The sequence below is a fragment of the Streptomyces sp. NPDC025833 genome, assembly GCF_055558055.1.
In genome coordinates, this window is record NZ_JBVHNF010000020.1 from 1 (window position 1) to 14,770 (window position 14,770).

Annotated in this window: 13 protein-coding genes, 1 rRNA gene and 2 riboswitches; of the genes, 12 read left to right on the forward strand and 2 right to left on the reverse strand. The window is 70.9% G+C overall.

Translation table 11 applies throughout. From position 1 onward, the window contains the following. The 11 genes from rrf to ACZ4K2_RS30490 form a co-directional block, all read left to right on the forward strand. A 5S ribosomal RNA gene (gene rrf, locus ACZ4K2_RS30440) occupies nt 1–95 on the forward strand; the annotation flags it as partial. Nucleotides 96–203: 108 nt separating this feature from the next. After that, complete coding sequence (locus tag ACZ4K2_RS30445; protein ID WP_467478817.1) at nt 204–830, forward strand: CDP-alcohol phosphatidyltransferase family protein; 627 nt, start codon at nt 204–206, stop codon at nt 828–830. Between the two features lie 96 nt (nt 831–926). After that, nucleotides 927–3,422: a sugar phosphate nucleotidyltransferase gene (locus ACZ4K2_RS30450; protein WP_467478815.1), complete on the forward strand. Its 2,496-nt coding sequence runs from the start codon at nt 927–929 to the stop codon at nt 3,420–3,422. Nucleotides 3,423–3,599: 177 nt separating this feature from the next. Further along, nucleotides 3,600–4,505 (forward strand): DUF881 domain-containing protein, encoded by a 906-nt coding sequence (locus ACZ4K2_RS30455; protein WP_467478813.1) that lies wholly within the window; start codon nt 3,600–3,602, stop codon nt 4,503–4,505. Further along, nucleotides 4,502–4,834 (forward strand): small basic family protein, encoded by a 333-nt coding sequence (locus tag ACZ4K2_RS30460; RefSeq protein WP_003988855.1) that lies wholly within the window; start codon nt 4,502–4,504, stop codon nt 4,832–4,834. The genes ACZ4K2_RS30455 and ACZ4K2_RS30460 overlap by 4 nt, the downstream gene beginning before the upstream one ends. Before the next feature lie 5 nt (nt 4,835–4,839). Continuing rightward, complete coding sequence (locus ACZ4K2_RS30465; RefSeq protein WP_467478811.1) at nt 4,840–5,694, forward strand: DUF881 domain-containing protein; 855 nt, start codon at nt 4,840–4,842, stop codon at nt 5,692–5,694. Nucleotides 5,695–5,884: 190 nt separating this feature from the next. Next, a complete protein-coding gene (locus ACZ4K2_RS30470) occupies nt 5,885–6,715 on the forward strand; it encodes an FHA domain-containing protein (protein WP_467478810.1) in 831 nt (276 codons plus the stop codon). Between the two features lie 43 nt (nt 6,716–6,758). Further along, a complete protein-coding gene (ftsR, locus tag ACZ4K2_RS30475; RefSeq protein WP_467478808.1) occupies nt 6,759–7,496 on the forward strand; it encodes a transcriptional regulator FtsR in 738 nt (245 codons plus the stop codon). Between the two features lie 85 nt (nt 7,497–7,581). Next, on the forward strand, nt 7,582–8,055 hold the full coding sequence (locus tag ACZ4K2_RS30480; RefSeq protein ID WP_004934251.1) for a bifunctional nuclease family protein: 474 nt from the start codon (nt 7,582–7,584) through the stop codon (nt 8,053–8,055). Between the two features lie 264 nt (nt 8,056–8,319). Then, nucleotides 8,320–9,003: a MerR family transcriptional regulator gene (locus ACZ4K2_RS30485; RefSeq protein WP_467478806.1), complete on the forward strand. Its 684-nt coding sequence runs from the start codon at nt 8,320–8,322 to the stop codon at nt 9,001–9,003. Between the two features lie 63 nt (nt 9,004–9,066). Continuing rightward, complete coding sequence (locus ACZ4K2_RS30490; RefSeq protein ID WP_467478805.1) at nt 9,067–10,554, forward strand: DNA polymerase IV; 1,488 nt, start codon at nt 9,067–9,069, stop codon at nt 10,552–10,554. A 73-nt stretch (nt 10,555–10,627) separates the two neighbouring features. On the opposite strand, the gene ACZ4K2_RS30495 is transcribed toward ACZ4K2_RS30490, so the two are convergent. Then, nucleotides 10,628–10,999 (reverse strand): PRC-barrel domain-containing protein, encoded by a 372-nt coding sequence (locus ACZ4K2_RS30495; protein ID WP_467478803.1) that lies wholly within the window; start codon nt 10,997–10,999, stop codon nt 10,628–10,630. 118 nt (nt 11,000–11,117) lie between these two features. Further along, a riboswitch (glycine riboswitch) is annotated at nt 11,118–11,212 on the forward strand. Then, a riboswitch (glycine riboswitch) is annotated at nt 11,213–11,325 on the forward strand. Between the two features lie 61 nt (nt 11,326–11,386). Between ACZ4K2_RS30495 and gcvP the strand changes: the two genes are divergently transcribed. After that, complete coding sequence (gene gcvP, locus ACZ4K2_RS30500; RefSeq protein ID WP_467478801.1) at nt 11,387–14,272, forward strand: aminomethyl-transferring glycine dehydrogenase; 2,886 nt, start codon at nt 11,387–11,389, stop codon at nt 14,270–14,272. A gap of 66 nt (nt 14,273–14,338) precedes the next feature. Here gcvP and ACZ4K2_RS30505 read toward each other — a convergent pair whose 3' ends face one another. Continuing rightward, a complete protein-coding gene (locus tag ACZ4K2_RS30505) occupies nt 14,339–14,758 on the reverse strand; it encodes a TOBE domain-containing protein (protein ID WP_467478800.1) in 420 nt (139 codons plus the stop codon). Nucleotides 14,759–14,770 lie beyond the last annotated feature (12 nt).

Below are 14,770 nucleotides of genomic sequence, written 5' to 3' on the forward strand. Positions count from 1 at the left end.
AAACGCCCGGTTACATTTCGAACCCGGAAGCTAAGCCTCACAGCGCCGATGGTACTGCAGGGGGGACCCTGTGGGAGAGTAGGACGCCGCCGAACTCCTTTTACAGCTCCGGCTCTTGGGCACTGCCCGAGAGCCGGAGCTTTTTTTGCGTTGAGGTAGGGTCAGGGAGCATCGTTCGCACATTTCCCACAGGAGGCTCCCGGGTGGAGGTCCAGGAGACCCGCGTCCAGACAGACCGGGTCCTCACCATCCCCAACATCCTCAGCATGGCGCGGCTCGTCGGCGTACCCCTGTTCCTGTGGTTGATCCTCAGGCCGGAGTTCGGCGGCCCGAAGAGTGATGGCTGGGCCCTCCTGATCCTGGCCCTGAGCGGGGTCAGCGACTACCTCGACGGCAAGCTGGCCCGCCGCTGGAATCAGATCAGCAGCCTCGGCCGGCTTCTCGACCCCGCCGCGGACCGCCTCTACGTGCTTTCCACGCTGCTGGGCCTCACCTGGCGCGAGATCCTGCCCCTCTGGCTGACCGGGCTCCTGCTGGCCCGGGAACTGGTCCTGCTGGTCATGGTCGGCATCCTCCGCCGGCACGGGTATCCGCCGCCGCAGGTGAACTTCCTCGGCAAGGCCGCCACCTTCAACCTGATGTACGCCTTCCCGCTCCTCCTGCTCAGCGACGGACACGGTTGGATCGCGTCACTCGCCGCTGTTTTCGGATGGGCGTTCGCAGGATGGGGTACAACCCTCTATTGGTGGGCAGGAGTGCTCTACGTGGTACAAGTCCGCCGATTGGTTCGCGCGGACACCATGGCCGATGGAGCTCGGCGATTGTCCTGACATGACGCCTCGATGGCCCGCGGTGGAAAAGTGCGCGACAATCTGGACGGGTGAAGTCGGTTAGACCGTCGTTTCCTGGAGGAGGACGCTTCCGACATGAAGGCCGTCGTGATGGCCGGGGGCGAAGGCACTCGCCTGCGCCCCATGACCTCTAGCATGCCCAAGCCGCTGCTGCCCGTGGCGAACCGCCCGATCATGGAGCACGTGCTACGGCTGCTCAAAAGGCACGGGCTCACCGAGACCGTCGTCACCGTGCAGTTCCTGGCATCGCTCGTCAAGAACTACTTCGGTGACGGCGAAGAACTCGGCATGGAGCTCACCTATGCCAATGAGGAGAAGCCACTCGGTACCGCCGGAAGCGTCAAGAACGCCGAGGAGGCATTGAAGGACGATGCCTTCCTCGTCATTTCCGGTGACGCCCTGACCGACTTCGACCTCACGGAGCTGATCAATTTCCACAAGGAGAAGGGCGCGCTGGTCACGGTCTGCCTGACCCGGGTGCCCAATCCGCTGGAGTTCGGCATCACCATCGTCGACGAGGAAGGCAAGGTCGAGCGCTTCCTCGAGAAGCCGACCTGGGGGCAGGTCTTCTCCGACACGGTCAACACCGGCATCTACGTGATGGAGCCCGAGGTCTTCGACTACGTCGAAGCCGATGTGCCCGTCGACTGGTCCGGCGATGTCTTCCCGCAGCTGATGAAGGAGGGCAAGCCGGTCTACGGCTATGTCGCCGAGGGCTACTGGGAGGACGTCGGCACGCACGAGAGCTATGTGAAGGCCCAGGCGGACGTTCTCGAAGGCAAGGTCGACGTCGACATCGACGGCTTCGAGATCTCCCCCGGGGTGTGGGTCGCCGAAGGGGCGGAGGTACACCCCGAGGCCGAACTGCGCGGACCGCTGTACATCGGCGACTACGCCAAGGTCGAGGCCGGCGCCGAGATCCGCGAACACACCGTCGTCGGCTCGAACGTCGTCGTCAAGAGCGGCGCCTTCCTGCACAAGGCCGTCGTGCACGACAACGTGTACGTCGGGCAGCACAGCAATCTGCGCGGCTGCGTCGTCGGCAAGAACACCGACATCATGCGGGCCGCCCGGATCGAGGACGGCGCGGTCATCGGCGACGAGTGCCTGATCGGTGAGGAATCGATCGTCCAGGGCAACGTCCGCGTCTACCCCTTCAAGACCATCGAGGCCGGCGCCTTCGTCAACACCTCGGTGATCTGGGAGTCCCGCGGCCAGGCGCACCTGTTCGGGGCCCGCGGCGTGACCGGCATCCTGAACGTGGAGATCACGCCGGAACTCGCGGTACGACTGGCCGGCGCCTACGCGACGACCCTGAAGAAGGGCGCCACGGTCACCACCGCGCGCGACCACTCCCGGGGCGCGAGAGCGCTCAAGCGAGCGGTGATCTCCGCGCTCCAGGCCAGCGCCATCGACGTACGCGACCTGGAGAACGTGCCGCTGCCCGTGGCCCGGCAGCAGACCGCGCGGGGCAGCGCCGGCGGCATCATGATCCGGACCTCGCCCGGCGTCCCGGACTCCGTCGACATCATGTTCTTCGACGGGCAGGGAGCCGACCTCTCACAGGGCAGCCAGCGCAAGCTCGACCGGGTGTTCGCGCGCCAGGAGTACCGGCGGGCGTTCCCCGGCGAGATCGGCGACCTGTACTTCCCGGCCAGCGTCTTCGACTCGTACACCGGATCGCTGCTGCGGAACGTCGACACGACCGGGATAGCGGAATCGGGTCTCAAGGTCGTCGTGGACGCCTCCAACGGCAGCGCCGGGCTCGTCCTGCCCAGCCTGCTCGGGAAGCTCGGCGTGGACTCGCTGACCATCAACCCCGGCCTCGACGAGACCCGGCCCACCGAGACGGCCGAGATGCGCCGCAACGGACTGGTCCGGCTCGGGGAGATCGTGGCGTCCTCCGGGGCCGCGTTCGGTGTGCGGTTCGACCCCGTAGGCGAGCGGCTGTCGCTCGTGGACGAGAAGGGCCGGATCATCGAGGACGACCGTGCGCTGCTGGTGATGCTGGACCTGGTCGCCGCCGAGCGGCGCAGCGGGCGGGTGGCCCTGCCGGTCACCACCACCCGCATCGCCGAGCAGGTGGCCGCCTACCACGGCACCCAGGTCGAGTGGACCACCACCTCGCCGGACGACCTCACGCGCGTGGGCGGCGAAGAGGGCACCATCTTCGGCGGTGACGGCAAGGGCGGCTTCATCGTCCCCGAGTTCAGCAGCGTGTACGACGGCACGGCCGCGTTCGTACGACTGATCGGACTGGTGGCGCGGACCCAGCTCACCCTGAGCCAGATCGACGCGCGGATCCCGCGGGCGCACGTCATCAAGCGGGACCTGGCGACCCCGTGGGCCGTCAAGGGGCTCGTGATGCGGCGCGTGGTCGAGGCCGCCGGGGACCGCCAGGTCGACACGACCGACGGCGTGCGCGTCGTGGAGGCGGACGGGCGCTGGGTGATGGTGCTGCCCGACCCCGCCGAGGCGGTCACCCACCTGTGGGCGGAGGGCCCCGACGACGCCTCCGCGCAGGCCCTGCTGGACGAGTGGTCGGCCGTCGTGGACAGCGCCGGCCGGTAGCCCGACCGCGCCGTCCGGGACCGCCGAGCCGGCGGCCCCGGACGGCGCCGGTTCCCGGCGTGAGCGGCGGGAACCGCCGCACGCGTGCGTGCCGGACAAGTGTCCCCAAGGGGGCCCGCCCGGCACGCCGGTGGGGCCGTTCGGAGGTACCGGTCGCGGCATGCGACGATGTGCGGCATGCCGCAGCAACCCCCCGATCGGAGCAGCCCCGCGCGGCCGCAGCGTCCGGACGCCTCCATGTCGCTGATCACCAACGTCATGGACCACAGCCTCGACGACGGCTACGCCGAGGCCGCCGCCCGGAAGACGTCCGAGGACGCGGGCGGCCTGCCGAAGACGCTGCGCGCCAAACTGGTCCTGGCGGGCGGTCTCGTGCTCGCGGCGCTCGTCGTGACCGTGGGAGCGGCACAGGCGCGCGTGACGGCACCGGTGGTGGCCAAGGAGCGCCAGGAGCTGATCGACCGGATCGACGGCGAGACGGCGGACGCCGACGCCCTCGAAAGCACCGTCGACGAGCTGCGCGACGACGTCGACGCCCGCCGGCGGGCCGCCCTGAAGTCGAGCGGGGGCAGCGCCGACGCGGACCTCGCGGGCCTGCTGTCGGGCGCCACCGCGGTGCACGGCCCCGGCGTCAGACTCGTGGTCGACGACGCCAAGGACGCCTCCGGCGGCGGTGGCGGCAACCCGCGTACGGCGTCGGACTTCTCCGACACCGGCCGGCTGCGCGACCGGGACATGCAGCGCGTGGTCAACGGACTGTGGGCCTCCGGGGCGGAGGCGGTCTCCATCAACGGGCAGCGGCTGACGGCCCTGTCCGCGGTCAGGGCCGCGGGCGACGCGATACTGGTCGACAACAGGCCGCTGGTGCCGCCGTACACGGTGGTGGCCGTGGGGGACGGGGAGACCCTGAGCAGGAGGTTCCGGGACAGCGCCGACGGCCTGTACCTGAACGCCCTGGAGGAGCAGTACGGCATCCGCGCCACGATCTCCACCGAGGACGACCTCCGGTTGCCCGCCGCACCCAGTGTGATCGTACGTACAGCACAGCCGAAGTCCGAGAAAACCGAGAAGGGCACATCGTGATCGCCGTACTGGGCCTCGTCGTGGGCGTCGTGGCCGGCCTGTTGGTCCGGCCCGAGGTTCCGGCGGTCGTCGAGCCGTACCTGCCGATCGCCGTCGTCGCGGCCCTGGACGCCGTCTTCGGCGGCCTGCGGGCGATGCTGGACGGCATATTCGACGACAAGGTCTTCGTGGTCTCGTTCCTGTCGAACGTGGTCGTCGCCGCTCTCATCGTGTTTCTGGGGGACAAGTTGGGCGTGGGCGCGCAGCTCTCCACGGGTGTCGTCGTGGTCCTGGGCATCCGGATCTTCTCCAACGCCGCGGCCATCCGGCGGCACGTCTTCCGGGCGTGACGGCCATGGGTGAGCAGAGCGGCCGGGACGACCGGAACGAGCAGGTCGGGAACCGGCTGCGCAGGGAGTTGCCGGCCGAGGTCCCCGCGCCCCGGCCCGTGCCGGGCGGGACGGCCCGGGAGCAGTCCGGGAAGCCGCTCACGGGCCGGCAGCGGCTCGTCGACGGGCTGTGGCCGCCGCGTTTCACGCGGGCCCAACTCATCGTCGCGCTGCTCCTGTTCGGCCTCGGTTTCGGCCTGGCGGTGCAGGTGGCGTCCAACAGCGACACCGACAGCGCGCTGCGCGGCGCGCGTCAGGAGGATCTTGTCCGCATCCTCGATGAACTGGATTCGCGAACTCAGCGTCTTGAGGACGAGAAGCAGGGACTCGAAAGGCAGCGCCAGGAGCTGCAGACCAGCTCCGACCAGGCCGCCGAGGCCCGCAGGCAGACCGCCGAGAAGGAGAGGCAACTCGGCATCCTGGCGGGCACCGTGGCGGCACAGGGTCCCGGCATCACCATGACGATCGAGGACACGAAGGGGACGGTCCAGGCGGACATGCTGCTCGACGCGATCCAGGAGTTGCGCGCGGCCGGCGCGGAGGCCATCCAGGTCAACGGGGTCCGGGTGGTCGCCGGCAGTTACTTCACCGACTCCGACAACAGGGTGAGCCTCGACGGGAACAAGATCAACGCCCCGTATCGTTTCCAGGTCATCGGCAAGCCGCAGGACCTGGAGCCGGCGCTTAACATCCCTGGAGGCGTGGTGCAGACCATGGAGAAGGAGCAGGCCACGGTGACCGTCGAGCGCTCCGGCAAGATCGTCGTCGACGCCTTGCGGCAGGCGAAGCGGCCTGACTACGCTCGGTCGTCCTCCCAGTGAACCGGCGGTGCATGGTGGCGGTCCGGCAGGGGCATGAGGTTGCGGGGGGTCGGCGCACCGAAGGGGTGGTGCGTGGTGGAAACTGTCCGGTGGTTACGGACGTTGTGAGAATGTCCGGCTCAGCCGGTGTAGGCAATCAGGGTTCGTCCTGCCCCACGGGCGGGTCTGTTTCGGTCAAGGGGAATCGCCCGTGAAGTTGTTTGCGAAGTTGTTCGGCAAGAGCGCGCGAGAGGGCAGCGACAACGCGACCGCTCGCCATCGCGCACAGCCTGACGCGGAGGGCCGGCGCCCGCTGTTCCGGGACCAGGTCGCTGGTCCGGGCGGTGACATTCCGGGAGGTCAGGGCGCGGCGTCTGTTGACCCTGCCCAGTCCGGCGGCATAGGTTTCGGGCAACCGTCAACCTCAGGTACGGGTGGAGGGTTCGGTCCCGGCCCGTACGCGTCCAACGCCCCGGCGGGGCAGCCGCGGCAGGAGGATCCGTCGATGTCGGTCCTGGTGTGTACGAGGTGCGGTAACCGCAATGCGGAGAGCGCCCGGTTCTGCTCCCACTGCGGGGCGCCGCTGCGTCCCGGGGTGGCGCCCGAGCGGGCCTCCGAGACGACTTCCACGATCTCGATCTCCGGCCTGGAGGCGTACGACTCCGAGGCGACCGGCCAGACGCAGCTGCCGATGCTCTCTCCGGAGGCACAGGCCGCGGTGGACGCCCTGCCGCTGGGTTCGGCCCTGCTGGTGGTGCGCCGGGGCCCGAACTCGGGCAGCCGCTTCCTGCTGGACAGCGACCTGACGACAGCCGGCCGGCACCCGCAGAGCGACATTTTCCTGGACGACGTGACGGTCTCCCGGCGGCACGTGGAGTTCCGGCGCTCGCCCGACGGCTCCTTCACGGTGGCCGACGTGGGCAGCCTGAACGGTACGTACGTCAACCGCGAGCGCATCGACCAGGTCGCTCTGGCGAATGGTGACGAGGTGCAGATCGGCAAGTACCGGCTGGTGTTCTACGCGAGCAGGCAGGGCATCTGAGCCGCCCCCGGGCCGGCGTCCGGGGGGAACCCAGGGAAGGTCCATGCTTCAAACACCGAACGGCGGTGCCGGGCACGGCACCGCCGCCAGGGACAGTGGGCTGATGAGCATCGGCTCGGTGCTGAACGTGCTGCGCGACGAGTTCCCCGAAGTCACCATCTCCAAGATCCGCTTCCTGGAGTCGGAGGGGCTCGTCGAGCCGCGCCGGACCCCGTCGGGGTACCGCAAGTTCAGTGCCGGGGACGTCGAGCGCCTCGGGCACATCCTGCGGATGCAGCGGGACCACTACCTGCCGCTCAAGGTGATCCGTGAGCATCTGGACGCCATGGAGCGGGGCGAGGCTGCCCCGCTGCCCCTGGTGGGGCGCCAGCGCACCGGGGAGGACCCGCCGGCGCTCGTGGAGGAGCGCACGGTGGCCAGGGTCGGCAAGGCCGAGCTGCTGGCCGCTGCGGACATCGACGAGGACGAGCTGAGGGAGTGGGAGTCCTACGGGCTCATCGCTCCACTGGCGGACGGGGCGTACGACGCCGAGGCCGTCACCGTGGCCGGGCTCATCGCCGAGCTGGGCCGTTTCGGCATCGAGCCGCGTCACCTGCGGCTGATGAAGGCCGCCGCCGACCGCGAGGCGGGGCTCGTCGACCAGGTGGTCGCCCCGCTCAGGCGGCACCGCAACCCGCAGACCCGGGTACACGCCGAGGCCCGTACGAAGGAGCTCGCGGCGCTCACGACGAAGCTGCACGCGGCCCTGGTGAGGACCGCCCTCGGGGTGCGGCTGCCCTGAACCGGCGGCCCGCGGGGAGGCCGGATCGGGCACCTGTTCCCGGCCCGACTACCCAAACGTCCCGGGCACGGCCTAGGGTTGCTGTGTGAACGAGCTCGATGTCGTAGGTGTCCGGGTCGAGATGCCCTCCAACCAACCGATCGTGCTCCTGCGCGAAGTGGGGGGCGATCGCTACCTCCCCATCTGGATCGGGCCGGGGGAGGCGACTGCGATCGCCTTCGCCCAGCAGGGCATGGCCCCCGCGCGACCGCTGACCCACGACCTGTTCAAGGACGTGCTGGAGGCCGTCGGCCAGGAGCTGACCGAAGTGCGCATCACCGATCTGCGGGAAGGCGTCTTCTACGCGGAACTGGTGTTCGCGAGCGGGGTCGAGGTCAGCGCCCGCCCCTCCGATGCCATAGCGCTCGCCCTGCGCACCGGTACGCCGATCTACGGCAGTGACACGGTGCTGGACGACGCGGGCATCGCCATTCCGGACGAGCAGGAGGACGAGGTGGAGAAGTTCCGCGAGTTCCTCGACCAGATCTCGCCCGAGGACTTCGGCACCAGCAACCAGTGACCCCCCGGTCCGACCCGCCGTCGGCGAAACGTTCGCACCGGTGCGGCCGGCGGCTCCGCGGGGGCGGGGTCCCGGCGATCACCTCCGGCCGGTGAGAGCGTCCTGCGGTCCCCCGCGAGCGCATTCGGCTAGCCTTTCCCCGCGGTGGGACACGGGAAACCACTCCTTGGGTGATTATCACTCGGCGTGCCGAGTGTGGCGATCGTTGACGCACCCCTGGTGACTGCCTACCGTCGAGAGGGCAGGTCAAGGACGGAGGTCGGCGTGAGAACCAGCGGCGACGGTACGGCTGGGGGTGCCCCCGAACGCAGTTCCGGGGCGAGCGGTCCGTACCCGCCCCCGGGTTCCCGGCCGCGTCCAGGCGGGGGACATGGCCGTCCCGGCGGCGCGGTGGAGCACGCTCCGCAGCTCCCGACGGCGGTGCCGAACGGCGGAGGGGTGGCGTCCATGGCGTCCGAGGAGATCGGCTACCGCGGGCCCACGGCCTGTGCGGCCGCCGGCATCACCTACCGGCAGCTCGACTACTGGGCCCGGACCGGTCTGGTCGAGCCCAGCGTGCGGCCCGCCCACGGGTCGGGCACCCAGCGTCTGTACAGCTTCCGGGACGTCGTCGTCCTGAAGATCGTGAAGCGGTTCCTGGACACCGGGGTGTCGCTGCAGAACATCCGCACGGCCGTCCAGCACCTGCGGGAACGCGGTTTCCGTGATCTGGAGCGGATGACCCTGATGAGCGACGGTGCCACCGTGTACGAGTGCACCTCCCCGGACGAGGTCCACGCCCTGCTCCAGGGCGGCCAGGGCATCTTCGGGATCGCCGTCGGCGTGGTGTGGCGGGACGTGGAGAGCGCGCTCTCCCAGTTGCACGGCGAGCGCATCGACACGGGCGAGACCCTCGTCGGCCACAATCCCGCGGACGAGCTGGCGAGGCGGCGCAACCGGGCGGTCTGACCGCACCGCCCCGGGCGGTCGGCGGCACCGCGATTGTCAGTGCCGTGGTGCAGCATCGGACCTGTGAGAAACGCGCCCACGATCCTCCACCTCGACATGGACGCCTTCTTCGCCTCGGTGGAGCAGGCGTCGAAGCCGAGCCTGCGCGGGAAGGCGGTCGTCGTGGGCGGGCTCGGACCGCGCGGTGTGGTGGCCACCGCGTCGTACGAGGCCCGGGTGTTCGGGGTCCACTCGGCGATGCCCATGGGGCAGGCGCGCAGGCTGGCGCCCCACGCCGCGTACCTGGTGCCGCGCTTCCTGCTGTACCGGTCGATCAGCGAACGGGTGATGGCGCTGCTGCGGGAGCTGTCCCCGCTGGTCGAGCCGCTGAGCCTGGACGAGGCGTTCGTGGATCTGGAGGCCGGGGGCGCGGCCTGGGACGAGGAGTCGGCGCGGCGGGCCGGGGAGAGGCTGCGCGCGGAGATCCGGTCGGCCACCGGGCTCACCGGCTCGGTGGGCCTCGCCGCCTCCAAGATGCTCGCCAAGATCGGGTCCGAGCAGGCCAAGCCGGACGGCCTGGTGCTCATCGAGCCCGGCACGGAGCGGGAGCTGCTCGGGCCGATGTCCGTGCGCACCCTGCCCGGGGTCGGGCCGGCCACCGGCGACCACCTGCGCCGGGCCGGGATCAGCACGGTGGGGGAGCTGGCCGAGGCGGGCGAGGACGAACTCGTACGGCTGCTCGGCAAGGCGCACGGCCACGCGCTGTACGCCATGGCCCTGGCCCGGGACGAGCGGCCCGTGGTGGCCGAGCGGGAGGCCAAGTCGGTGTCCGTCGAGGACACGTACGACGTGGACATCCACGACCGGCTGCGGGTGGGCATGGAGGTGCGGCGGCTGGCCGACCGGTGCGTGGGGCGGCTGCGCGGGGCCGGGCTGTCCGGGCGGACGATCGTGCTCAAGGTGCGGCGGTACGACTTCTCCACCCTGACCCGCTCCGAGACGCTGCGAGGGCCCACGGACGATCCCGCGGTGGTGCGCGAGGCGGCGGCGCGGCTGCTGGACTCCGTGGACACCACCGGCGGGGTACGGCTGCTCGGCGTGGGAGTCTCCGGGCTGGCGGACTACACACAGGAGGACCTCTTCGCCCAGGCGATGCCGGTGGCGGTGGCCGAGGCCGAGGAGCCGGAGCAGGGGGCGGCGGCCGAGGCGTTCGCACAGGAGCCCGAGCCCGCCGAGCGGCACTGGCGCGCGGGACAGGACGTACGGCACGCCGGGCACGGGCACGGCTGGGTGCAGGGGAGCGGGGTGGGGCGGGTCACGGTGCGGTTCGAGACCCCGCAGTCCCCGCCGGGGCGGGTGCGGACGTTCCCCGTGGACGATCCCGCGCTGTCGGCCGCGGACCCGCTGCCGCTGGTTGCGGACGCTCCCCGGCCGGCCGCTGGTCCCGGCTCGGAAACGGGCCTCGCGGAGGACGCCGCCCCCGGTCGGGCGGGTGCCCCGCTGCAAGGCGCGGGCGCTGATCGCACCAGAGCCGATGAGGCGGGACGGGAGGGGGCCCCGGCCGGGCCGTGAGGCGCGGCGCACGCCCGCACGCGTGCCTGCCGCGAAGGTCTCGTGGAGGGGAGGGAGAGGGCTTCGGGGCGGGTCAGGGCTCCTCGGTGCCCGCCAGCTTGCCGAAGTCGTGGTCCGGGACCCTGGGGGGCGCGGCCACGTCCAGGCCGTAGTGGTGGTAGAGCTGGAGTTCCTGCTCGGGGGAGAGATGGCGGCCCACGCCGAAATCGGGGGCGTCCTTGATGAGGGCGCGGTCGAACGGGACGTGCAGGGTGCCCTCGACGAGCTCGCTGGGCTCCAGGGGGACGAAGGCGTCCCGGGAGAACAGGCCGGTGCGTACGGCCGCCCACTCGGGCACGCCGGTCGCGTCGTCGAGGTACACCTCGTCGATGGTGCCGATCTTGGTGCCGTTCCGGTCGAACGCCTTGCGGCCGATCAGGTTGCGCGGATCGAGGTCGGTCTGCACGGCCCTCTCCCTCCACTTGGTCGCAACTCATCCGTAAGCACTACAAAAGAGCACATTCAACGAGGCGGCCACTCGAAGGCTGCGGCGTTGACCTCGCTGGTAGGCTGACAGCGGCTGCTGAACCCGTGCGGGAGAGTCCTCCGACCACCTCGGAGGCGCCGAAGGAGCAAATCCTCCCCGGAATCTCTCAGGCCCACGTACCGCACGGGCGAGGTCACTCTGGAAAGCAGAGCGGGTGTCGACGGCTCCCGCTCTCACCGACGGTGAAAGCCGGTGCTTTCGGGCGCCCGGTGAAGCTCTCAGGTTGAGATGACAGAGGGGGAGGCCGTCGGGGTGCCCGTGCCGGGGCGCCCCTCGCAGGTCGCGTCAGACCAGGAGGCCTCCGCAATGACCGCCCATCGCATTCCGCTCTCCGAGCTCGAAGCGGGTATCCCCTTCGAGCAGCGCCACATCGGGCCCGATCAGGAGGCGCGGGCCAAGATGCTCGCGCAGGTCGGCTACGGCTCCCTCGACGAGCTGACCGCCGCCGCGGTCCCGGATGTGATCAAGAACGCGGACGCCCTGGACCTGCCGGGCGCCCGGACCGAGGCCGAGGTGCTGGCCGAGCTGCGCTCGCTCGCCGACCGCAACCAGGTCCTCGACTCCATGATCGGCCTGGGTTACTACGGCACCTTCACGCCGCCCGTCATCCTGCGCAACGTCATGGAGAACCCCGCCTGGTACACGGCCTACACGCCGTACCAGCCGGAGATCTCCCAGGGCCGGCTGGAGGCCCTGCTGAACTTCCAGACGATGGTCGCCGAGCTGACCGGCCTGCCGACCTCCGGCGCCTCCCTGCTCGACGAGGGCACCGCCGCCGCCGAGGCGATGGCCCTCTCGCGCCGCATGGGCAGGAACAAGAAGGGCCTGTTCCTGATCGACGCGGACGTCCTGCCGCAGACCATCGCCGTGATCGAGACGCGCGCCGAGCCGACCGGCGTGGAGATCGTCGTCGCCGACCTCGCCGAGGGCATCCCGGCCGACCTCGCCGGGCGTGAGATCAACGGCGTGCTGCTCCAGTACCCGGGCGCGTCGGGTGCCGTGCGGGACATCAAGCCCGTCATCGACCAGGCGCACGAGCTGGGCGCCCTGGTGACCGTGGCCGCCGACCTGCTCGCGCTGACCCTGCTCACCTCGCCGGGCGAGCTGGGCGCCGACATCGCCATCGGCACCACCCAGCGCTTCGGCGTGCCGATGGGCTTCGGCGGTCCGCACGCCGGCTACATGGCCGTCCACGAGAAGTTTGCCCGCAGCCTCCCCGGCCGGCTGGTCGGCGTCTCCGTCGACGCCGACGGCCACAAGGCCTACCGCCTGGCGCTGCAGACCCGTGAGCAGCACATCCGCCGCGAGAAGGCCACCAGCAACATCTGCACCGCGCAGGTGCTGCTCGCCGTGATGGCCGGCATGTACGCCGTCTACCACGGCCCGGACGGCCTGAAGACGATCGCCCGGCGCACCCACCGCTACGCGACCGTCCTGGCCGCGGGCCTGACGGCCGGCGGTGTGGAGATCGTCCACGGCGCCTACTTCGACACGCTCACCGCGCGCGTGCCCGGCAAGGCCGCCGACGTCGCCGCCGCCGCCCGCGCGAACGGGGTCAACCTGCGCCTGGTCGACGCCGACCACGTCTCCGTCGCCTGCGACGAGACCACCAAGCGGGCCCAGGTGGCCGCCGTCTGGTCCGCCTTCGGGGTCGAGGCCGACATCGAGGCGCTGGACGCGGCCACCGAGGACACCCTGCCCGAGGCGCTGCTGCGCACCGACGTGTACCTCAACCACCCGGTCTTCCACCAGTACCGCTCCGAGACCGCCATGCTGCGCTACCTGCGCCGGCTGGCCGACCGGGACTACGCGCTGGACCGCGGCATGATCCCGCTGGGCTCCTGCACCATGAAGCTCAACGCGACGACCGAGATGGAGCCGGTCACCTGGCCCGAGTTCGGCCAGCTCCACCCGTTCGCGCCCGCCGAGCAGGCCGCGGGCTACCTCACGCTCATCCACGAGCTGGAGGACCGCCTCGCCGAGGTCACCGGCTACGACAAGGTCTCCCTCCAGCCGAACGCCGGTTCGCAGGGCGAGCTGGCCGGTCTGCTGGCGGTCCGCGGCTACCACCGGGCCAACGGCGACGAGCAGCGCACCGTCTGCCTGATCCCGTCCTCCGCGCACGGCACCAACGCGGCCAGCGCCGTGATGGCCGGCATGAAGGTCGTCGTCGTCAAGACCGCCGAGGACGGCGAGATCGACGTCGCGGACCTGCGCGCGAGGATCGAGCAGTACCGCGACGAGCTGGCGGTGCTGATGATCACCTACCCGTCGACGCACGGTGTGTTCGAGGAGCACGTCGCCGACATCTGCGCCCAGGTCCACGAGGCGGGCGGCCAGGTGTACGTGGACGGCGCCAACCTCAACGCGCTCGTGGGCGTCGCCAAGCCGGGCCACTTCGGCGGTGACGTCTCCCACCTGAACCTGCACAAGACCTTCTGCATCCCGCACGGCGGCGGCGGTCCGGGGGTCGGCCCGGTCGCGGTCCGCTCGCACCTGGCGCCGTACCTGCCGAACCACCCGCTCCAGCCGGAGGCCGGCCCGGAGACGGGCGTGGGCCCGATCTCGGCGGCACCGTGGGGCAGCGCCGGCATCCTGCCCATCTCGTGGGCGTACGTGCGCCTGATGGGCGGCGAGGGCCTCAAGCGCGCCACCCAGGTGGCCGTGCTGTCGGCGAACTACGTCGCCAAGCGCCTGGAGCCGCACTACCCGGTGCTCTACACCGGCCCCGGCGGCCTGGTCGCGCACGAGTGCATCATCGACCTGCGCCCGCTGACCAAGGCGACCGGCGTCAGCGTGGACGACGTGGCCAAGCGCCTGATCGACTACGGCTTCCACGCGCCGACCATGTCCTTCCCGGTGGCCGGCACGCTGATGATCGAGCCGACCGAGTCCGAGGACCTCACCGAGCTGGACCGCTTCTGCGACGCGATGATCGCCATCCGCGCGGAGATCGAGAAGGTCGGCTCGGGCGAGTGGCCCGCCGAGGACAACCCGCTCGGGAACGCCCCGCACACCGCCGCCGCGCTCGGCGGTGACTGGGCGCACGCCTACAGCCGCGAGGCGGCCGTCTTCCCGGCCGGTGTCCAGGCCGCCGACAAGTACTGGCCGCCGGTGCGCCGCATCGACCAGGCCTTCGGCGACCGCAACCTGGTGTGCTCCTGCCCGCCGCTGGACGCCTACGAGGACTGATCCGGTCACCGGGTGAAGCAGGGGTGAGGGCCCCGTCCGTGCCGCGGACGGGGCCCTCACCCGTTCCTAGACCGTCGCCAGGGACACCTCGGTCGCCTTGATCAGGACGATGACGTCGGACCCCACGAAGAGGCCGAGGTCGCCGACGGCCTCCTTGGTGATCACGGCCGTCAGCTCGCCGCCGTCGATGGAGACCTTCACGGACGCCATGGCCTCCCCTGTGCTGAGCCGGGCGATGCTGCCGGGCACCTGGTTGCGGATCGACAGGCCCTCGACCCGCCGGGTGGCGAGGGAGACCCCGGTCGACTTCACCAGGGCGCGGACGGCCGTACCGGGGGCGAGGGCGAGCCGTTCCACGGCCTCCAGGGTGATGGCGGCCGTGAGGTGCGGGCCGCCGTCCAGCCGGATCTCGACGGTGGCCATGACCTCGCCGGGGTGTACGGCGGTGACGGTGCCGGGCAGTTGGTTGCGGATGCTCAGGGTCATGGGCACCCACGG

What these genes read in the sequence shown, in the direction of transcription:
- ACZ4K2_RS30505 (WP_467478800.1), bottom strand. Translation starts at nt 14,758, where the DNA reads ATGACCCTGAGCATCCGCAACCAACTGCCCGGCACCGTCACCGCCGTA.
- ACZ4K2_RS30450 (WP_467478815.1), top strand. Translation starts at nt 927, where the DNA reads ATGAAGGCCGTCGTGATGGCCGGGGGCGAAGGCACTCGCCTGCGCCCC.
- ACZ4K2_RS30455 (WP_467478813.1), top strand. Translation starts at nt 3,600, where the DNA reads ATGCCGCAGCAACCCCCCGATCGGAGCAGCCCCGCGCGGCCGCAGCGT.
- gcvP (WP_467478801.1), top strand. Translation starts at nt 11,387, where the DNA reads ATGACCGCCCATCGCATTCCGCTCTCCGAGCTCGAAGCGGGTATCCCC.
- ftsR (WP_467478808.1), top strand. Translation starts at nt 6,759, where the DNA reads ATGCTTCAAACACCGAACGGCGGTGCCGGGCACGGCACCGCCGCCAGG.
- ACZ4K2_RS30465 (WP_467478811.1), top strand. Translation starts at nt 4,840, where the DNA reads ATGGGTGAGCAGAGCGGCCGGGACGACCGGAACGAGCAGGTCGGGAAC.